The organism is Paenibacillus sp. 01T47 (assembly GCF_056398245.1).
The window spans coordinates 24232-45053 of sequence record NZ_JBFTPA010000030.1; the positions used below are offsets into that span (position 1 = coordinate 24232).

Sequence of the window (20822 nt, forward strand, 5' to 3'; positions counted from 1 at the left end):
AAAATGATCAGAAAAAGCCCTTTCCCGCATCTGGGAAAAGGCATCATTGCCGCAAGAGTTAGCACGCCATTGTGCTGTACTCGTTCTATAATGTATAGATTAGTTCATGTTAATTTACATGTCAATATATATAACACAATCTTAATCAATTTTTCCGAAAAATATTTTATGTAATATATATTGACATAAATATTACACCGCCCTATAATTCGAGTTGGGGTTACAAAGTTTGTGATCCAATGCATAAAAGTGGTCGCACAATGACGTGCCCCCTATGGCAATGAAGCCGCAATCCGTTCCTTAATAAGGACGGATTGCGGCTTTTTTAGTTGATTACAATAGAAAAGGGAGAGATTGGAATGGAGAGAAAAGGATTTTGGCATAGCGGGCACAAACCTACCTTATTCAGTGCTTTTTTGTATTTTGACATGAGTTTTATGATTTGGGTGCTTATTGGTCCTCTCAGCGTTATTATTGCGGCCGATTATCCGATGGATCCTGTTCAAAAAGCAAACCTCGTAGCTCTTCCTATATTAGGAGGTTCAATTTTAAGATTAGTGTTAGGTTTCATGACCGATTATATCGGGCCCAAACGAACGGCTCAGTTCGGAATGCTCTTTACTCTTATTCCATTAATAATGGGCTGGCAATTCGTACATTCCTTGGATCAGCTCTATATCGTAGCTCTACTGCTCGGTGTTGCTGGCGCCTCATTTGCTGCAGCCTTACCGCTTGCCAGCCAGTGGTACTCCAAGGAGCATCAAGGACTTGCAATGGGTATCGCCGGGGCAGGAAATAGCGGTACTGTAATTTCTACTTTGTTTGCTAACCGCTTGGCGCAACATTACGGCAGCTGGGAAATGGTTTTTGGACTTGCTATCATCCCGATCATTATCGTCTTTATTATCTTCACGATCTTTGCCAAAAATAGTCCGAACCGTCCTGCGCCTAAAAAGCTTTCACAATATGCGCAGGTTTTAAAACAAGGCGATGCATGGGTGTTCTGCGCTTTCTATTGCGTAACCTTTGGCGGATTCGTCGGACTCTCCAACTATTTGACCATCTTCTTCAATACACAATATGGGTTATCCCCAGTCAGAGCCGCTGACTTCACAACCTTTTGTGTCATTGCAGGAAGCTTCTTTAGACCTGTTGGCGGATATCTTTCAGACCGGATCGGAGGAGCGCGCATGTTGACGATTCTTTACAGCGGCGCAGGCTTAATGCTTGCAGCAGTAGCAGCCATGCCCCCACTGCCTGTCGTCATTACCTTGCTTTTCATCGGAATGATGTGTCTCGGTGCAGGAAATGGCTCTGTATTCCAGCTTGTACCGCAGCGCTTCGGCAGTGAACTAGGCCTCATGACAGGCATTATTGGGGCTGCTGGCGGATTAGGCGGGTATGCGCTCCCTCTAATTCTCGGAAAGCTTTATCAATCTACCGGCTCATACACTTCCGGCTTCTTGATCCTCAGCTCTGTGACGCTGGCATCCCTTATTTTGTTAACGGTCATGCAAATGAAATGGAAACATAAATGGATGGCTAAAGGCGGCAAAGCCCGTCTAGACGTTGATGCTTCTCAAGTTAACGTTTAATATACAATTAATCAATTAAATAAACCAAATACCCTTAAACTAAGCTGTTTGCTTAATCCAAGGGTATTTTTTTGTCGTTCTAGAGCTTTTTATGTGCAGCCGTATCGGGGTTTGAAGCAGCTTCGCCATCGCCTTAATCCGGTGATCGTTACGCACTCGGCGCGTTCTCTAAATCTGCCTGATCCTCATAAAATGTTAATAGCGCCACCGAGCATCGCGCCTTGCCATTTGCGATAAAGCTCCCATGGAGCGCATGAGTCAAGCAAATGTTGACATGTATAAATACCTTCCTCAATAGAGTCTACCTTGCCTACGAACTGCAGTCGTACCGCTCCATTTAAAAGCACCTGATTGACGAAGGCAATATGTCCTTCCCCTTGCAGGACGGCTTCCGTCATATGAATTTGCTCGGCTGGAGTCCAATCTGTATCAGGGATAGGAGTCTCTAAGCCATACGTGCCGGGATCGATAATTTGAAGCCGAGATTCACCATCTTCTACGGTAAATGTACGAGTCGGACGTTCGATGAACAGATCTTCAGATCCTTCCACTCCTTGAACGATGAGTGCTTTTCTATATCGTAAATTCGTGGCCAATTGGGTCATTCTTGCTAACACTGTATTATGATAAACGCCGAATACCAAATAAGGCGAATGGGTATAATCGATTAGCTTCTCAGCAGTATTGAGCACAGTTCGCATGCCAAGCTCTAATCGAATCGAACGCAATTGCTTTAGTGGTGGGCACCATTGCTCAGCAGGTACATAAAGAACACCCGTATCCTTTGCTGCTTTTAAAATCTGCTCACGTGGAATACACTCTGTATTTATCCCTAATTCAAGGATTATTTCATGCAGCGTAATCCCCCATTTCGGAGGTAACGGCGCTGTTCCATGTAGAGTGACTGGAAGCCCAGCCGCCGCAAGCAGAAATGCTGTTGCAAACGTAGTAAAGAACGATTTCTTCCGCCCGTCATAAGGCCCTGCACAATCTAGTCCTTGTTGTAATGGGCTTCGGTATGCATGCTTGCGACAGACTGTCACGAATGCCTCTAGCTCCTCGACGCTTTCCATCTTCATTCGTTCAGCTATAAAAAAGGCTCCGATTTGCGCCGGGGTTGCTTTCAACTCCAAAATGGAATTTGCGGCTTCGAGCGCTTCCTCATAATTGAGATCTCTGGCACCCCGTTTTCCTCTGGCAACTTCCTTTAATAGATTTGCAATCATCGCATGCCCCCCTTATTTTGAATCCTGTAGTATTTGATAAACCTTAACAATAGACGTTGCCACATCGACCATTCGCTTCCGTTCATTCATCGCTTGCTTGCGCAGTACGTCGTACGCTTCCGCCTCGGAAATGTTTTTGATTTTGCATAAAATCCCCTTTGCCATATCAATCCATTTACGTTCTTCGAGCCTACTCTCCAGCTGTTTACGTTCGTTCTGCCATTGCTGTCTCTCGAAGCATTGTTTAGAAGCGAAATGAAGCGCCCAGTGCAGCTCTTGCTCGCTCATCGTAGCTGTCAGGAGACCATCAATCGATACATCATCTTCGCAGAAGGCTGTAGATAAAGAAGCTATTGGGGTGCTGCACCACCAGAGTAAGGGTAATGCCCTCTGCTTTAGAAGAACCTCACTCCAAGCTTTGGTCTCATTTAATGGCAAGTGCAAAATAATTGCTTCTGCGCTGCTTAATTGTTGAATTGCCTTTTTTGCGTCATTTGTGCTTATGACATGGTAACCGTAGTCTGTAAGCCTATATTTCGGCGTCTGATCTTTGGGAATTTGTTCCTTTCGAGAAACTGCTTCTACTCCCGCTGCTAGTGGACGTTCTACTACTAACAAAGAACGCATATAGAAGCGCTCCCTCCTATTCGACTTAAAGGTATCAACACAAATCAATATCATTGTTACTATATATAACACGAAAACCTCTTTTTTGTCGATAACCAGAAATTTAAGAAGTGTATGTTATATATATTGACATATAATGCTGTGTCATTGTATATTTACGCTATCAGTAACCAAACATTCTCGAATACAATGGTGTATTCGTCTGAAGCGGCAAAGAAGCCTGCTTTCGTATTCTAGGGAGACGCATGTTCTTCCATGAATATGAGGCAGGCTTTTGTTATTTTCACTCATACAGCGACTGAGAGGAGAGGAAGACTATGGTTTCTTCCAAAAAAAAATTAGTACTTATCGGCAACGGCATGGCGGGGGTTAGAACAATTGAGCATCTTCTCAAGCTTTCCCCAGAGAATTACGACATTACGATTTTCGGTTCCGAGCCTCATCCCAACTACAACCGCATCATGTTATCCTCGGTCCTAGCAGGAGGAGCAGATATGAAGGAAATCATTATTAATGGCTGGGAATGGTACAAAGAAAATAACATTACGCTGCATACGGGGCACAAGGTTACAAACATTGATTCAGAGCGCAAAAAGATTACCTCTCATTTAGGCATAGAAGTGGATTACGATGAGCTCATTATCGCAACTGGCTCCAATCCGTTTATGCTACCGCTACCTGGTGCTGACAAGGAAGGTGTTATCGCATTCCGCGACATTAATGATTGTGAAATGATGATCGATGCATCCAAAAATTATAGGAAAGCAGTCGTGATCGGCGGCGGATTGCTTGGGCTTGAAGCCGCTCGAGGACTTCTTCATTTAGGAATGGAAGTAAACGTCGTTCATATTCATCCCTACTTAATGGAACGACAATTGGATGAAGCAGCATCTAAAATGCTGCAACGTGAGCTAGAAGCACAAGGCATGAAGTTTCTTTTGCAGAAAAATACTGCTTCAATTAAGGGTAAACGACGTGCTTCCGGGCTAACCTTTACCGATGGCACAGAGGTTGATGGAGATTTGGTGGTTATGGCAGTAGGCATCAGGCCAAACATCGAGCTGGCTAGAGCCAGCGGGATTGATGTTAATCGCGGCATCATAGTCAATGATTTTATGCAAACCAATATTCCTGGTATTTACGCTGTTGGGGAATGCGCAGAGCATCGCGGCATTACCTATGGCTTGGTAGCTCCGCTTTACGAGCAAGGGGCTGTAATAGCCAAGCATTTGGCAAACATCGAAACGACAGGCTATTCGGGATCAGTCACATCCACCAAGCTCAAGGTATCAGGCGTTGATGTGTTCTCAGCAGGACGTTTCAGTGATGCTCCTGGTACACGCGCGCTAAAAATTCAAGACGATTTGGCAGGTACGTATAAGAAAATTATCATTCAAGACGGAATGCTGATCGGAACAGTACTCTTCGGTGACATATCGGATGGCGCGGAATTGTTTGCTTCTATTAAGAAGAGAGAATCTGTCGCAGGACGCGAGAAGGAGCTGTTGCTCGGTATATCGTCTGACCTGCTAGGTCAGTCCTCGGGTAATAACAGGCTTGAAGCCATGGCAGATGATGAAATCATCTGTGGCTGTAACGGTGTTGCAAAAGGGACGATAGCCGAAGCAATTACAACAAAAGGCTGCAATACCATAGGCGCCATTAAAGCCTGTACGAAAGCTTCCGCTTCTTGCGGCGGTTGTAAGCCTTTAGTTGAAGGACTCCTTAGCCTATACGGTGGCGATGCAATTGGCGAACCGGTAAAAGAGGGTATATGTGGCTGTACAACGCTGAGCCGTGACGAAATTGTTTCAGAAATAACTCGGATGCGTCTGATGAGTACCAAGGAAGTTATGAATGTGCTTGAATGGCATAATCCGGAAGGCTGCACGAAGTGCCGTCCAGCACTAAACTATTACCTAGGCATGTTATATCCCGAAGAATATGTTGATGAGAAGGAATCACGATTCACAAATGAACGCTACCATGCGAACATTCAGAAGGATGGCACATATTCGGTCGTACCGCGTATTTACGGCGGTGTAACATCACCAGCTGACCTTAAGAAAATTGCCGAGGTCGCTGAGAAGTTTGAAGTTCCATTAGTTAAATTCACCGGTGGACAAAGGCTCGATCTACTTGGTGTCAAAAAAGAGGATCTCCCGAAAATATGGGAAGAGCTAGATATGCCATCCGGTCACGCTTACGGCAAGACGCTGCGTACCGTGAAGACCTGCGTCGGATCAACCTTTTGCCGATTTGGCACACAAGATGCTATGAGTATGGGCATACAGTTGGAGAAAGCGTTTGAGCGTTTGACGGCGCCTGCCAAAGTGAAGCTTGCGGTATCCGGCTGTCCCCGCAACTGTGCAGAGGCTACAATCAAGGACGTCGGTATTGTGGCAATCGAAGGAGGCTGGGAAATTCATATCGCTGGTAACGGCGGCGTAAAGGTAAGAGCTACTGACCTTCTCTGCATTGTAAAAACCGAGGATGAGGTTATGGAATGGTCATCTGCATTTTTACAATATTACCGTGAAAACGCGACATGGAATGAGCGTACCGCACAATGGGTGGAACGTATAGGCCTTACTCCGATTAAGAAAGCGCTCGAGAACCGTGAAGATCGACTCGCCCTTGTGGGCCGCATAGAGAAAACTCTCAGCTTAACGACTGACCCTTGGAAACAAATCGTCGAGAATGAAGACTTACGTAAAAATTTCGAGCAGTTGCCTGGCGCACAGCCGGTACAAATATAGGAGGGGTATACCTATGACAACGAAGCTATTGGCAGCTAACCTTTCTGATATTGATATGAAAGGCTCACGCAGAATTAAAATAAAAGATATCGATATTGCGATGTTCCGCCTATCAGACGGAAGTGTACTCGCCGTAGAAAACAGCTGCCCTCATAAAGGCGGTTTGCTATCTGAGGGTATGGTATGTGGTTCAACCATCCATTGTCCGCTTCATGATTGGAAGATTGATCTAAGGAGCGGCAGTGTGCTAGAGCCGGATAACGGTTGCATTAGAACCTTTGAAACAGAAATCGACCACATAAGCGGCTCTATTTATATAAAGATATAAGGTGGAGTGGTGTATGTCGTATGTAAAGCCTACCGAAGTACTGGATGCTATGATTGATGCCGGAACAACAAAGGCAAACCTAAGCGCCTTACAAATGGTCGTTCGCGGTTTTCTCGCGGGAGCGATTCTTTCCTTTGCAACAACACTTGCCTTCACGGCTGTTACCCAGACCACTGTCGGACTCACTGGTGCAATTATTTTCCCAGTCGGCTTTGTCATTATCGTTTTATTAGGTCTTGAGCTCGTAACTGGCACGTTTGCACTCATTCCATTATCGATCCTTGAACGTAAAACAACGATCTCCCGCATGATAGCTAATTATGGTTGGGTTATCTTAGGCCATTTAATCGGTTGTGGATTATACGCTATCCTCTATGGGATGACTATAACGAAGATGGACACTGATATCAGCAACCCGTTAGCACAAATGCTTATTCAGCTTAGCGAGACAAAAACTCTTGGCTACCAGAAGATGGGCTTTGACGGTATCATTCTTGTAACCATTAAGGCTGTGCTATGCAATTGGATGGTGACACTTGGCGTAGTCATGGCGATGACATCTAAATCTACTGGAGGAAAAATACTTGCAATGTGGCTGCCTATATTAACCTTTTTTGCACAAGGCTTCGAGCATGCGGTCGTCAATATGTTTGTGATCCCAGCAGGCATGATGCTTGGTGCTGACGTATCGATGGCAGACTGGTGGCTTTGGAATCAAATTCCGGTATTGGTCGGCAACTTTATAGGCGGTGCTGTGTTTACTGGTATTCTTCTATATCTTTCTCATCGAAAAAAAAGCTCTGCTGCAGTAACGAAGCGTCATACGGAATCATCAGAAATAGAGGTTGCGGCCGCTTCGGAAAGAAGCATCAAATGAAGAAAACTACAAATGGAATCGTCTATATTGTCGGAGCAGGCCCTGGTGATCCCGAGCTTATTACTGTCAAAGCAACGCGCCGTATACAGATAGCCGATATTATATTGTACGATCGGCTTGTAAATGAAAAATTACTTGAATACGCACATCCTGATGCAGAACTAATCTTTTGCGGCAAATCGCCTGGCATTCATGCGATGCCACAGCATCTCATTAACGAGAAACTAATCGAATACGCATTGGAAGGTAAAAGGGTCGTCCGCCTAAAAGGCGGAGATCCGTTTGTTTTCGGACGAGGCGGTGAAGAAGCGTTGGAGCTTGCAGTAAGGGGAATTCATTACGAGATCATTCCAGGAATTACATCTGCTATCGGCGCTGCCGCTGCTGCTGGTATACCGGTCACCCATCGCGATTATGCAGCTTCCTTCGCTTGTGTGACCGGCAGTCGATGCCACGGCGACAAATCACCAATCCGCTGGGATTTACTTGCTCATAGCGTCGATACACTTGCCATTTATATGGGCGTAAGCCAGTTGCCATTCATTAGAGAAGAATTGCTGAAACATGGAAAATCAGCTAAAACCCCGGTGGCAATTATCGAACGAGGCACGCTCGCTAACCAGCGTACAATTATTGGAACACTCGCGGATATTCATACAATCGCTTTATCTATGAAATTGATTAACCCAGCTCTAATTATTATCGGTGAGGTCGTCCATGTCAGGGAACGCCTTCTTTACGCAGAGCAACAGGCGGTTGCTTTCATTGGATAAGTAATCATTAAGCTTAATAACAGTTTTTGCGACTACACTCTACAAAAAGAGGCAAATATCGCAGATTATAACATAGGACCAACCTAATGCCTTAAGATGATTATTACAATTAATGGTTTTTTCACACTATGCTACACTTGTCAGTGGGTCTTTTTAGGAGCATCCTATTATTGTGTTGTACAAAAGTAATTAGCTTCTCAATTCACAAAATGTGATGTCATTCGGAATAAAAAATTATGGAGTAAATCACTGGCCAGAACATAATATCTTGAAATCATTTGTATAGTTTTGATAATCCCCTTGACACCCAAAATAGCCTAATGTCATCATGAGGGAAAGAGTGAACTTGTCTCCAACGTCTTATCCTAACCGTTCGTATTATGAGATCAACCAGTTCTTTCTGGTTGATCCATTTTTCATTTGCATAGAGGATTAATTGCGTATGTGAACAAGTTCCTAAACTGGATTTTCGTATTATTAGTGAAGGAAGAGAGCTTTGATGCAATTCTCAAAAGCATGTCGCCTTATGATCGAATGTAGCCTACGTCTTTTCTATCAATCTATATTCTTGTTAGATCCTCTTGTGTATAGGATTTTACTGTATTCATAAATTCATTCCGATAGGGTTCTGAAAAGTTGAGTTCCTCTTTGAGCGTTGTAAAAGTACGAGCTTCATAAGGGGATTCATAAGCGGTTAGACATTCTTCATTCAACAAAGCAAGATGGTAATAATGTTCACTATCCAGGACATGGCGGATCATCTCTTTTATGTTCATTGCTTATGAATCCGGTCTCCAGTTCAAAAACTCATGCGGAATGCTTCCCCAAATAATCATGCTTCTGCGTCGAATCTCATTTAAATTCTGAATTATGGCTTCTATAGCGTTCATAGCTGCTGAATAGGTTTTGAGAAATCACAAAAAGAAATGGCAAGTCACCTTTAAATTATGAAGTTGGTAATACGGAACCTGATCAGAAAACTGTAAATTTCGTTAATCTTTCTTGAATCTACGCACCCATTAGCCATATGGAACAATTTCAAAAACAGTACCTTGATTAAAATCAGCCACTTTCATAGATCCAAATACTCCTAAATATAGTTTGGTTTGATTCAGATTCGTTCCCAAACTAACATAATAAGCAGATTGAGATCCAAAATTATAATCGGTTTCAATAACACTAAAATCATTTTGCTTACAATCTGTTCTTACCCTTGTAAAAGCTAAAACCCCTCTAATCGGAGGCCCAGATTGTTCTTTCCTTGCTAGATCGGTAAACAGGACGCTTCCCATTAACTCGGGGATTTCATTTCCCATATATGGCTGGACTCCAGTAAGAGCAGTTCCTCCAAACTTATCGGGTCTAGTATCTTTATGAAAATAACTGATTAAAGGTTGAAGACGCCTCGCTGAAGTTTCTACCGTTTCATTGTAATAAGCAATTGTTTTCTCTTCCAAAGTCTGATTTTCAGGGCAGCCCTTTATAAACGAAGTAGGAAAAGCACCTTCCCACCCTCGCCAGCCAAAGTTAATCAAACCTTCTTGGTCAGGTTCTGAATTCATTAAAAAAGAATGAGTAAGCTGAGTAACCGGTATTGGTTTGTAATGAACGAATGAAAATATTGACTCCACCAAATCCTGTCCGACATTTCCTACATATTTGATATACTGACTATAATGTTTTTGAAATGAAATGCCTGGTATATTGCGAACCCCTTTGGCAATTACCGTAAGCGTTTCCTGAATTGATACGGGAAGTTCATTAAAACGTGTGACTACTGGCGAATTATAGATAAATGTATTCTTGACTATATCAATTTCAATTATTTTTCCGAAAATTTCCATTATGTCCTGACTTAAATTAAATGGGTCATATCCTGATCCGCCATCCCCTGTTGTAAAAACAAGCTTTCCTGTTTCAGGTGAAAAATTCAAGCTATTGACACCATTATGATTTAAAAATGGTCTTCTTAAGTTAAGTAATGTCCGTCGTTTTTGGGATTGACCATTCGACTGTAAAATCCATTCTTCTACTGTATCAATATGATCATATTGCGCTTCTCTATTTATCCACTTTAAGTTTAAGGTACTGGGATCACACGGGGTAGGCTTAAAAGATTCAGGAGCACCTGGAAGAGCACCTGGACCTTGCGTTCCAGCTACTGAATAATGAAGATAAAACAGACCGTTATAATAAAATTCGGGATGAAATGCTAGCCCTAGTAATCCCCGCTCATCATATCCACCACTAGATCCACCTAGCTTTATGATTCGCGAGCGAATATCTAAAAAAGTCCTTATATCTCCGTTTCCTACGCAAAAGATCTCTCCTACCTGGGTTGCAATAAATAATCTTTCAATAGAGTCACCTGGGAGTATAGTTGTTTTCAAAACGGTGGGCATATTTAGCCTACTAACAATGGGCCGTAAACTAACCTTTACTTTAGCCAAATCACTCTACTCCCCTTCTAGTTGTTTCCTTTTATCCCTTACACGGATTTTCTTAGTTTCGCTATTAACCGGAGGCTGATTTCCGTCCACATTCCGCTATAAAGCAGACTAAAAAGAAATACATATACGGTTATGTCAATTCGAAAGCTCGTGGCGACCGACGGTCCTAGCAAAGGAAAGCGGAAGGCATATAACACAAGTGTAATTCCAGCCCATAATGCACTTGCAGAAATAAAGATAACCTGAATACGATTTTTGGAGAGAGCAATGAAGATGCCGAGTGCCATCCCAAGCAATCCCGTTGTAAAAGGAAAGACGATTAACTCGCTTGGTTGAATGAGGAACAATAACAAGTTGCTCAATGCATAGGCAGTAAGTCCCGAGCGAAATGAAATGAGGGTCGCGAAAACAATCGGGGCGGTAGAAAGTGGGCTGATCAAGTATCCCACTCCTGGTAAAAAACCTCCCGCAGATTGGAATAATGCGGTTAGGGCACTTAAAAAGGCTATGGTCACTATTAATTTGGTTTGATTTGCGCCAACACTGACTAATGGTGACCCGTACTCTATTTGCGGCAGCGGTTGAGTCCAATATTTTATAAATGGTCCATGCATTATTCAAAGGCCCTCCTTATTTTGGCCATTCGGAGTATAGAGGAACAAACGCAAGCAGAAGGGCCAGGAGCAGCACGATAAAATCGTGCTTGCCTAACTTCAATTGATAAAAAGCGGTTCGGTCGCATCCGGGGTAATAACAGCGGGACTCCATAGCCTCCGACAACCGTTCGGCTCGTCTGAAGATTATGAAAAGTAAGGGGGTCAAAAGTAAAAGCATATCTTTGCCCCTAGCCAGTAAATTCCATCTACCGGGTTGCGGTCCGCGGGCATTCTGTGCTTGCATGATTCGCATAAGATCCTCCAAGAGAAGCGGAAGATAGATAACAGCTATGGTGAACATAAACACAAACGATTCTGTCTTAACTCCCAGGCGTCGCAAAGGAGACAATAACTTTTGCAGCCCCTCCATTTGTTTTTCCGGCGGCGTAGTAGATAACATCAGCGTCATCAACAGAAAAAAAGAAAGCATCTTCAACGTCAGCAGCGCGGCTGCTTCTATTCCATGTAACCGGAATTGAAAGTAATTCAATATCAACAGGACGATGACAAGCCCTTGAATATTTTTCCATACTGTAAGAAGGTGAAGCTTGGAAAGCAAAAACAACAATAAGGCGATAAACGTATGGATCAAGCTCGTTGTTAAAGAATGGGAAGATGCAAGATTTATTGAATAACTAACAACAAACCCGTATTTAGAACGGGGATCAAGCCTGTGCAGTAAGGAATTGCCGGGTACATATTGGAGGGCGGATAAAGGGCCTAAGCTGTTCATTGTCCACCACCTATGTACACATGAGTCGGTCGGTTATGAAGGTGAGAAGCTTGTTTTCTTGAATAAGTTCCGGATCGATTTTCCCTCGGAAAAAGGATTCAAGCTCCTCTTTTAAACGTAGTAACGGTATTGAAGATAAAGGAATATCGGGGTCCTCAAGAGCACGCCGAATTTCGGTTATTTTCAAATCATAGATCAATTGTCCGTGATTTAAAATGACCAGACGGTCTGCATGTTCTAAAGCATCCTGAAGATTATGTGTAATGAAGATTATGGTCATAAGGCGTGTTCGTTGAAGTAAGGTCAGCAAAGCTAGAAACTTCACACGGGTCAATGGATCCAGTCCTACCGTCGGCTCATCTAATATAAGGATCTTTGGCTCTAGGATCAAGGCCCCTGCCAATACAACACGTTTCTTTTCTCCGCCGCTAAGCTGAAAAGGGAAGCGATCCTTATATAGTTCAAAGCTTAAGCCCACATTTTCCATCGCTTCTTTCACTTTTACCGTTATTTCTTGATCATTATAGTTCATCCTGCGAAGCCCATAGCGAATATCCCGAAATACCGTTTCTTCAATTAACTGATGGTCCGGGTATTGGGATACGTAAGTGACTTTGTTCAAGAAATCGGAACGGCTATTTCTGTTGTTCGTCGGGATATGATCCACATTTACGGTTCCCGTATCCGGATGTATTAAACCAGCAGCCAGTTGCCCCAAAGTGGATTTGCCTGACCCGGAAGGTCCCATGACTGCGACAAATTGTCCATCCGGTAAAGAAAAGGTTATATCGTTCACCGCTTTATGCGCCATAGGTGATTTTTTGGCATGCGCATAGCTTACTTTGCTGAAATTGATTCCCATATGGATTTGGCCAATTCCTTTTCTGATCCACAGTATACGGGCAGATCCATACCTTTACTGCGAAGCGCTTTATTGAAACGAACCAGAAACGGCGGAAGTGTCTGAGCCTCTTCGAGAATAAAGGATTGCTTCATTAAAGTGAGGACGTCTCCATCAAAAGTAAGACGTCCATGATTTAGTACCAGGACGCGATCCGCCCTCAAGATGTCTTCCGGATCATGCGTTACCTGGATGATGGTGAATCCCATTCGATGAAGGTCGGACATAACGTCATGCAATTTACCGGCATTTTGCGGATCTAACATGGATGCAGCTTCATCGAAAATGATAACTTGTGGATGCATGACGAGTATGCCTGCGATCGTAACCAATTGCTTTTGCCCGCCGGACAAGGTCCGAACGGACCGGTTCCGCAGCTCTACCAATTGCAGCAATCTCAGTATCCGATCTACTCTTGAAATCATCTCATCTCGCGTGAATCTTAAGTTTTGCAAACCAAACGCGATATCCTCTTCGACAGTACTGCCGACCATCTGTTCTTCAGGGTTTTGGAAAACAACTCCAACCAGCTGACGGATCTTTTGAACATTACCCGGACCGATATTTTCACCGAAAACAAGCACCTTTCCCAGACTTGGTTTCAATAAGCCATTCATTAACTTGACCAAGGTCGATTTTCCCGAACCGTTTCCTCCCACGATGGATACCCATTCACCCGGATTAATGCTGAATTTGAAATCCTTTACTATCCAGTTGCCGTGATCCAAATAGCGGAACGAAACGTCGTCAAATACGACGGATGGCGATTTGGCGGAATCGTTCATCCCGTTACCCCATTCCCGTCTCGTTACCTTCCCCCGCTTTTATAGTGAAAGCGTCGGGCCAGTAACCCTATTTATCGTTTTACAACTCGCCAAGCTATCAATTGGTTTGAAATTCCAGATTGTTTATTCATTTTTCATCATATGAACAAATGGTTGTACCTTATGTTAAACTGTGTGAATCAAACTATAACTTTTCTGCCTACGAGTGTGTGAGTAAAACGGTGAATTTTATTGAAGTTCAATTGACGATTACTTAGAAGTAGATACATATAACGGATGAGCAATTGTAGTTCCGAAAATGAGTATGTCAGGAATTGGGTATCTCGCGTATATCACTGATCCAAGTGGTATGGAAAAAGATAAAAAATTGGGCTCAAAAGGGTCCCCTTGAATTTTGCTTTATTAATGATAATGTGAATCTGGATGGATCGCCCGATTCCTAGAATCGCTTGAGGATGAAGGATATGAAAGAGATGACAATTCAATGTAAGCTAACTGGAGATACATCGTCACGAAATGGCGAATTGGGTTTTCAGCCTTGCAGCATTTTGCTCAAGTCCATATAAAACGCGTACCACCAATGACCGTCCGGATCAGCAAAACCGCAGCAGTACATCCAGTCACCCAGTAACCATAGATGATATTCTTTACCTGGTTATAGTAGCTCCTAAAAAGATACTAAATTTACTTGGAATCAACGTCTTGAATAAAAAGTTGATTTCTATGATAATTTTGCTACTTAACAAAATCTTCAGAATGTGCCACATAATTCTCCTTAACTTTCGACTTTATTATGGACCTTGAAGTAAAAAATCCTGTGCCACTGTGCTCGATAAGATATAATTAAGGGCATAGAACACTTAAAATGCGAAAAAAAGCAGCAGCTTACTAGGATGATAGATTCGTCCTAATCTGCCGCTGCTTCCCCATACTTCTTTTAAAGACTTACGTCAGTTTATGTTATCAAACCCGTACACGGGAAAGATTCAGAACCTGAGTATATGGGTCTAAAAAAGGATTCAATTCAACAAGTAATCGTTATGTTGATTCATTAAATTTAACCCTTTCAATTAGGGCAGTAGGTGAAGGCCAGGGGGGATACAACACTCCCCGCTATACGTCCTTGTGACGCAATAGCTAGTGTAAATGAACCGGGACTTATCCCGAAGTGGATTCTATGCATACTTGAAGCGACTGAACACAGATAAGAATAAGCAGGATCGCTTACCAAACCAGTCATCACTTGACAAGCAACTTGTTCTACAGACGTTCTCTAAGGTCTTTGAGAAGGAAAATGACGTGACTGGGCTGATCTTTCACAGCGATCAGAGCCAGTACACATCCTACGGTTACCATGACATACTACCAAAGGTTGGCGCCCAAATCAGCATGTCCAAGCGGGGCAATTTTTACGACAATGCCTCAAGGGAGAGCTTCTAGTCGCATTTGAAGACAGTAGCGCTCTACCCTTATGATATACGATCAGTAGAAGAACAAAGCTGAATTGAAGAATATATACACTTTTACAACAATAAGCGTCGGCAAAGAAAACTAAACAATTTGGCTCCGATTCTGTCCACTATATGGAATCTTGACCAGCATCATCGGTTTTCCATATGTGTTTTTCCGATGTCTACTATAAGAGAGGCACTTCACTTACTGTGAAGGTTCTTTAGCATGCCTAATTTTAGTATACTGCCTTCGCCAAATAAATTTAAGAGAAAAATGTAAACTTCAATCCCATACCTTTGGCCGTTTTAATCCGGCTACTCTTAAATAATCTAAAAGTTGGCCTGAATGGACTGCTTCATGGTATGCAATTCTTAAAAGCATGTCGCCTAATGATCGAATGTAGCCTACGTCTTTTCTATCAATCTGGATTCTTGTTAAATCCTCTTGTGTATAGGATTTTACTGTATTCATAAATTCATTCCGATAGGTTTCTGAAAAGATGAGTTCCTCTTTGAGCGTTGTAAAAGTACGAGCCTCATAAGGGGATTCATAAGCGGTTAGACTTCCTTCATTCAACAAGGCAAGATGGTAATAATGTTCACTATCCAGGACATGGCGAATCATCTCTTTTATGCTCATTGCTTCTGAATCAGGCCTCCAGTCCAAAAACTCATGCGGAATACTTCCCCAAATAATCATGCTTCTGCGTCGAATCTCATTTAAATTCTGAATTATGGCTTCTATAGCGTTCATAGCTGCTTCCTTTCGACTTCAATTTATTGTACATTATATCAGAACTTACGTTCGTAATACAGCTAAAAAATAGATATTACAAGTAACCAGGATAAATAAGAGTTATCGCCCCCTCGCCTCCATATCCACCATGGAAAACTCCGATCTCATGAAGTCGTTTTTTTTGATTATAATCGTGGTTCAAATTGGGGTTGGCTTGGTCTTTTAGGTCTTCTTGGACTAGCAGGTATGAGAAGCCGAGCAACTGATCGTGACCGTGATCGAGCATAAATACTTTCCCCCTTTGTTAGTCAAAGGGGTTTTCTTTTTATTTTACATTCGAGGTTTAGCAAGATATGGGCTTAGTTTTGTTGTAATTTACGAATGAATTAGACTTGACATTCATTAACGGAACAGGTCGTTAGCGATTGTGTTTTGGGTTTAGGCATTTGCGGTAGAATTAGCAATACCCATCTCTATCGGTCTCAAAAACTTATCACATTTTCTTCATATTTATTGTTATTTGATAAAACTTTCCATAAAATGAAACTCCAATATGACTTCGGCTTAAGTAAGATTTACGAGCTTGTAATTAACTCCAACCCCTGCTACGCATTTCTACTTGAAGGAAATTCTTTAATCCAGAATAAACTCATCGTTGCCCATGTGCTCGCTCACTGTGACTTTTTCAAAAACAATGCTCGCTTTAGTGTTACCAATCGCAATATGGTTGAGAGCATGTCTGCTACAGCGGATCGCATTCATCAATATGAAATGGATCATGGAACAGAAGCAGTCGAAAAGTTTATCGATGCAATACTCGCCATTCAAGAGCATGTCGATCCGACGCTAATAAAGCCCTATCAATTAGATAAGAAACGTTATATCGAAATGGTGCAAAAGGACAGTGAGCGCTCGGAGTGGAATATCCCTTCCTCCTCTTATGATGACTTGTGGAATCTAGACCCGGATCGAACAGCTGCCGCCGCATCAGCCGCTCAATCACAGGCCGCTGACGCCAAACGTTTTCCGCCACGGCCAGAAAAAGATCTCGTATGGTTCATTGAGGAGTACTCCCCTACTCTGGAGGATTGGCAGCGCGACATTCTATCTATGCTTCGCGATGAGATGCTCTATTTCTGGCCGCAAATCGAGACCAAGATTATGAACGAAGGCTGGGCCTCCTACTGGCATCAGCGAATTATTCGCGAGCTTGATTTGACTAGCGATGAAACGATTGAGTTCGCTAAGCTAAACTCCTCTGTCGTGCAGCCATCCCGGCATACCTTGAATCCCTATTATTTAGGTTTAAAAATATTCGAGGATATCGAGCGTCGATTCGATAACCCAACGAAGGAAGAACAAGCACGCTTCGGACGCGTCCCTGGCAAGGGCAGGGAAAAAATGTTCGAGGTACGCGAGCTCGATTCCGATATTTCATTCATCCGCAACTACCTGACGAAGGATCTGGTTAATGATCTTGATCTATACATTTTCGAGAAAAAAGGTCCTGAATGGAAAATTACCGATAAGTCGTGGGAGAAAATTCGCGATCAGCTTGTTTATTCAAAAGTGAACGGTGGGTTTCCTAGCTTGATGGTCAAGGATGGAGATTTTAATCGTGTGGGTGAGCTTTATTTAATCCACGAGTATGAGGGTATGGAATTGGATCTGAAGTATGTGGAGCGTACACTGCCTCATGTCGTTCAGCTTTGGGGCAAAAATGTGCACCTGGAGACATTTGTTGAAGATAAAAAGATCGTGTTCAGCTGTGATGGGAAGAAGACGAGTCGGAAGTTTGTTTAATTTACACGGATATTGTTTCTCAACTCAGCATTAAAGAGCTATCATGCATAGTGTTGAGACAAAAAACCCGATCTTCTCGATCGGGTTTTCTATTTTTTGGACAGAGGGGGCGAAGGGAATGGATACCTCTTATATACAGAATATTTCCTCCATCATATGCAAGTACAAAAATAAGCTATAGTTACCCGTTAGTTGAGAAAAGGCAACTGATCGCCCGACTACCTTTCCATCTGATATTCAAGCTATAAAACATGGTCGGGTGACACAAATCTATTTAAGCTAAACTAAAAATAAAATGTATGAACAACCTTAAATTCAAGATTGGAATATTAGATGCTATGCCAATAGAAAGTATAATGTGAATGCTGATGAAAGCCTAAGGACTTATAAAAAGAATTATCAGAAATAACGTATGCTTTCTTAGCACCTAAGGAACAGCTTCTTTTTAAGGCTTCTAAAACCACCGCTTTACCAAGTCCTTTATGCCGGTACTCTGGAATCGTACATACAGGTTCAACATAAGCATAATCAGTTTTCTGACTATACCATAAGCCGCAGTATGCAATATATTCCCCGTCTTCATTTTCTGCAACAATATGTAGAAATGAATTCAAATTCGTTGCTGACAGCATTTTTTTTTGCTTATGAATAGTTATTTCATCAACAGGCACATGTCCTTCATGGTCAAATGCCTTCCATAGTAATTTCTGATGCTTATATAGATCATTTTTTATATTGAGATTTTTCACTGTTATGCCTTTAGGAGTTATGTAATCAAGGCTAACATTCTCAAGTTCAAGTTCAAGTACATTTTCAGATTGATCATTCTTCACAAATTTCCTTCTACGTAATAAGTCTAGAGTATGAGTATCCGTATCATTCGCCGCAATCCCAAGGCCATCTTCATTACTAAAAGTAGCAATGGCATATTCTAATATTTCTTTTTCTAATTCTACAAACCCTTGCTTTGTTGCAACGAAGGCCTCGCCGAAATAATGGTCATAGATTGCTATACCTACTAACTCATCATTACAATACCACAAGCCAATCTTATCCATTAAGTCACTATTAAAGTCAGGATGAAAAAACATCCATTCCCACCTTGCCCAATTCCAATTTATATGTTTACGGTCATCCTTTGATAATTCAATCAGAAATTCACAAACTTTATCATAATAAGAATTATCGAAATTTCTAAAAACAATTTTCATTTCAATCCCCCATTAAATATTTTTATGTCACAAAAAAATGCTAGTGTATTTCAAAAACTTTAAATAGATTTACTTCTGTATGACACGCAACTTCAACTTACCACATAAAAGTACTATTACTTAAGGTAAATGACAAGTATAACTAACCTGCCCGTTATCTTAATGAAGAGCTACTACATGGCAGCCCTTTCGATGTTCAACTATCGTTTCCAATTAGTTTAAAATTGGAGCTACTATATAATAGTCACTCATAGGATCTTCCGGCAGAGAGGATAATTGCGAAAGTACTCCAATCTGGTTCAAGACTAGCCCCTGTATCCTCAAGCCAAGCCTTCATCCCCTCTAAAAATGATTCCAAATTCGGGTTTTCCCACTCATTTTTATTAGTATCCAAATCACTCTTTAAGGAAGCTACAAAGTGAAGAATATCCTCTTTTGTTTTTACCTCATAAAGCTCATTGTTCTGTATCACCTCAGGAAAGATACTTAGCTAAACTATTTTGTTATTTAATTTTAGCACATATTGGAACTATACTGCCCGTTAGCGCAACGAAGCTGCCAATCCAGATTGAGGTCGAAGTCATTGCAGTTAAACGRACATTTTATGAGCCAACACAATGGCATTAACCGCTGATACAGTATCCTTGGCTACCAGCTGTTCWTCCAGCTTAAAATGAAGTTGTAAGGTAGAGACTGGTGGATTTTTAGTAGAAATCATGAGCCCAACCTCATGAGATGAAAGCACTTTCGCTTGAATGATTTGCAGCCAGGGGATAAGATCCGGTAATGATTTATTCTCCGAAGGGCCGGTTTCCATGCCATCCACCCCAATTGGTGAATGCCCATCGAAATATTCAATCCTGAGCACAGCATAAGAGCGGGTACTGTTCCTCTTCAAGGCCATAGCCGCSTCCATCCGTTGGCGGGAGGTTTTTTTAGAACCGAAAATCACATTCCACAAAACGATTAACATTGAGGGGATGAGGAAGCCGAGCACCGCCAACCATCCACTGGAGGTCTTGACATAGACGGTAAGAAAGAGGGCTGCGGACARAATCGCAAGCAACCATATGTAGAGCTCCTGCCGCCATTTGGCCTGGCGCTTCCCAGATGTTGGAGGAGTGGACTGTGCTGGCTGAATTTCCGGAGCTTSYTCCGGCTGAGCTGCCGTACGTTCTCTCCATGGCAAATGCTCACCATTCAGCATATAGAAGTTATCGGCTGCTCCCTGCCAGACCTTCACCTGCGAGGGATGCGGCGACTGCCAGAGCGTAACGTATTCTTGAATGTCTTTCAGATAGAGGGCGGGATCGCCCGTRAACGAGAAATATTGTGAAAGCTCCAGATGAATAACGGCAGCAGAATGCCGCTGTACATGGGTCGACAAGGTTTCCAGCCACTCATGCACAGGTGCGGCAAGAGAAGGGAAATGGGCCAGCGTGCCGGGTAAGCTCAGGCGCAGCTGCTCTGCAGCATCCGCCCATGGAATCTGCCATTGGAATGCCTYGGAAAAGCATTCCCACTCAGGGAGATCCTCCACATCCGGTTGGTCCATATGGGGTTGAATCCTGCTCCATGCTTGCATAAGCTGCCCGCTATAGCGCTGGAACTGCTCCTGGCTGACCAGACAAAACCATACTGGAGCGAGAAAATTATTCGTCTCGAAAKCTGTATTCTCATAATCGACCGAATCTGTATCGGCGTTTGTAACGWWCAGGAATGTCCGGTTTCCCATAAAAGATCCTTTCCTCCTACCTTTGTTTCACATCCAATAATGGAACCAAAAAGCGATTCTATAAGTTCGTCATTTTATGATGAAAATAAAGTGAGAAGGGCGCCCGCAATTAGAGTGCCCTTCTCTCGTTTGCAATGCAACTGCACCTATTGATCCGTTTGGATTGAGCGGAGTCA

General features: G+C 42.6%; 18 protein-coding genes. 7 read left to right on the forward strand and 11 right to left on the reverse strand.

Annotated features, from left to right (window positions below; translation table 11 throughout):
• Positions 1 to 359: 359 nt before the first annotated feature.
• Positions 360 to 1595: a nitrate/nitrite transporter gene (locus AC1DOV_RS31870; RefSeq protein ID WP_441886671.1), complete on the forward strand. Its 1236-nt coding sequence runs from the start codon at positions 360 to 362 to the stop codon at positions 1593 to 1595.
• A 185-nt stretch (positions 1596 to 1780) separates the two neighbouring features.
• Here AC1DOV_RS31870 and AC1DOV_RS31875 read toward each other — a convergent pair whose 3' ends face one another.
• Together AC1DOV_RS31875 and AC1DOV_RS31880 are read right to left on the reverse strand one after the other, a co-directional pair.
• Positions 1781 to 2821 (reverse strand): anthranilate phosphoribosyltransferase, encoded by a 1041-nt coding sequence (locus AC1DOV_RS31875; RefSeq protein ID WP_441886674.1) that lies wholly within the window; start codon positions 2819 to 2821, stop codon positions 1781 to 1783.
• A 12-nt stretch (positions 2822 to 2833) separates the two neighbouring features.
• Positions 2834 to 3448: an ANTAR domain-containing response regulator gene (locus tag AC1DOV_RS31880; RefSeq protein WP_441886677.1), complete on the reverse strand. Its 615-nt coding sequence runs from the start codon at positions 3446 to 3448 to the stop codon at positions 2834 to 2836.
• 317 nt (positions 3449 to 3765) lie between these two features.
• On the opposite strand from AC1DOV_RS31880, the gene nirB reads away from it, so the two are divergent.
• From nirB to cobA, 4 genes are read left to right on the forward strand one after another with little or no spacing between them, the layout of a single operon-like run.
• Positions 3766 to 6207 (forward strand): nitrite reductase large subunit NirB, encoded by a 2442-nt coding sequence (gene nirB, locus AC1DOV_RS31885; protein WP_477512693.1) that lies wholly within the window; start codon positions 3766 to 3768, stop codon positions 6205 to 6207.
• A gap of 13 nt (positions 6208 to 6220) precedes the next feature.
• Positions 6221 to 6535, forward strand: a complete 315-nt coding sequence (gene nirD, locus AC1DOV_RS31890; RefSeq protein ID WP_477512694.1) for a nitrite reductase small subunit NirD — start codon at positions 6221 to 6223, stop codon at positions 6533 to 6535.
• A 13-nt stretch (positions 6536 to 6548) separates the two neighbouring features.
• Entirely contained in the window at positions 6549 to 7412 is an 864-nt protein-coding gene (locus AC1DOV_RS31895) for a formate/nitrite transporter family protein (RefSeq protein WP_477512695.1), read from the forward strand.
• Positions 7409 to 8185, forward strand: a complete 777-nt coding sequence (gene cobA / locus AC1DOV_RS31900) for a uroporphyrinogen-III C-methyltransferase (RefSeq protein WP_441886689.1) — start codon at positions 7409 to 7411, stop codon at positions 8183 to 8185. The genes AC1DOV_RS31895 and cobA overlap by 4 nt, the downstream gene beginning before the upstream one ends.
• A gap of 1019 nt (positions 8186 to 9204) precedes the next feature.
• Here cobA and AC1DOV_RS31905 read toward each other — a convergent pair.
• The 6 genes from AC1DOV_RS31905 to AC1DOV_RS31930 form a co-directional block, all read right to left on the reverse strand.
• Entirely contained in the window at positions 9205 to 10635 is a 1431-nt protein-coding gene (locus tag AC1DOV_RS31905) for a PQQ-dependent sugar dehydrogenase (protein ID WP_441886692.1), read from the reverse strand.
• A 38-nt stretch (positions 10636 to 10673) separates the two neighbouring features.
• A complete protein-coding gene (locus AC1DOV_RS31910; protein ID WP_441886695.1) occupies positions 10674 to 11249 on the reverse strand; it encodes a hypothetical protein in 576 nt (191 codons plus the stop codon).
• 16 nt (positions 11250 to 11265) lie between these two features.
• Positions 11266 to 12024 carry an energy-coupling factor transporter transmembrane component T family protein gene (locus AC1DOV_RS31915; RefSeq protein ID WP_441886698.1) on the reverse strand — a complete coding sequence of 253 codons (759 nt, stop codon included), beginning with the start codon at positions 12022 to 12024 and terminating at the stop codon, positions 11266 to 11268.
• Between the two features lie 10 nt (positions 12025 to 12034).
• Positions 12035 to 12886 (reverse strand): ATP-binding cassette domain-containing protein, encoded by an 852-nt coding sequence (locus AC1DOV_RS31920; RefSeq protein ID WP_441886701.1) that lies wholly within the window; start codon positions 12884 to 12886, stop codon positions 12035 to 12037.
• On the reverse strand, positions 12862 to 13710 hold the full coding sequence (locus AC1DOV_RS31925; protein ID WP_441886704.1) for an ATP-binding cassette domain-containing protein: 849 nt from the start codon (positions 13708 to 13710) through the stop codon (positions 12862 to 12864). Before AC1DOV_RS31925 ends, AC1DOV_RS31920 begins: the two co-directional genes overlap by 25 nt.
• Positions 13711 to 15444: 1734 nt before the next feature.
• Positions 15445 to 15915, reverse strand: coding sequence for a DinB family protein (locus AC1DOV_RS31930; RefSeq protein ID WP_339204137.1), 471 nt, complete (start codon positions 15913 to 15915; stop codon positions 15445 to 15447).
• A 123-nt stretch (positions 15916 to 16038) separates the two neighbouring features.
• On the opposite strand from AC1DOV_RS31930, the gene AC1DOV_RS31935 reads away from it, so the two are divergent.
• Both AC1DOV_RS31935 and AC1DOV_RS31940 read left to right on the forward strand, forming a co-directional pair.
• Entirely contained in the window at positions 16039 to 16185 is a 147-nt protein-coding gene (locus AC1DOV_RS31935; protein WP_441886728.1) for a WGxxGxxG family protein, read from the forward strand.
• 144 nt (positions 16186 to 16329) lie between these two features.
• Positions 16330 to 17700 (forward strand): SpoVR family protein, encoded by a 1371-nt coding sequence (locus AC1DOV_RS31940; protein WP_441886707.1) that lies wholly within the window; start codon positions 16330 to 16332, stop codon positions 17698 to 17700.
• A gap of 329 nt (positions 17701 to 18029) precedes the next feature.
• Here AC1DOV_RS31940 and AC1DOV_RS31945 read toward each other — a convergent pair whose 3' ends face one another.
• From AC1DOV_RS31945 to AC1DOV_RS31955, 3 genes are all read right to left on the reverse strand, one after another.
• On the reverse strand, positions 18030 to 18911 hold the full coding sequence (locus AC1DOV_RS31945) for a GNAT family N-acetyltransferase (protein WP_441886710.1): 882 nt from the start codon (positions 18909 to 18911) through the stop codon (positions 18030 to 18032).
• A gap of 244 nt (positions 18912 to 19155) precedes the next feature.
• Positions 19156 to 19383, reverse strand: a complete 228-nt coding sequence (locus tag AC1DOV_RS31950) for a DUF7660 family protein (protein ID WP_441886713.1) — start codon at positions 19381 to 19383, stop codon at positions 19156 to 19158.
• A 117-nt stretch (positions 19384 to 19500) separates the two neighbouring features.
• Positions 19501 to 20646, reverse strand: a complete 1146-nt coding sequence (locus tag AC1DOV_RS31955; protein ID WP_477551945.1) for a hypothetical protein — start codon at positions 20644 to 20646, stop codon at positions 19501 to 19503.
• Positions 20647 to 20822 lie beyond the last annotated feature (176 nt).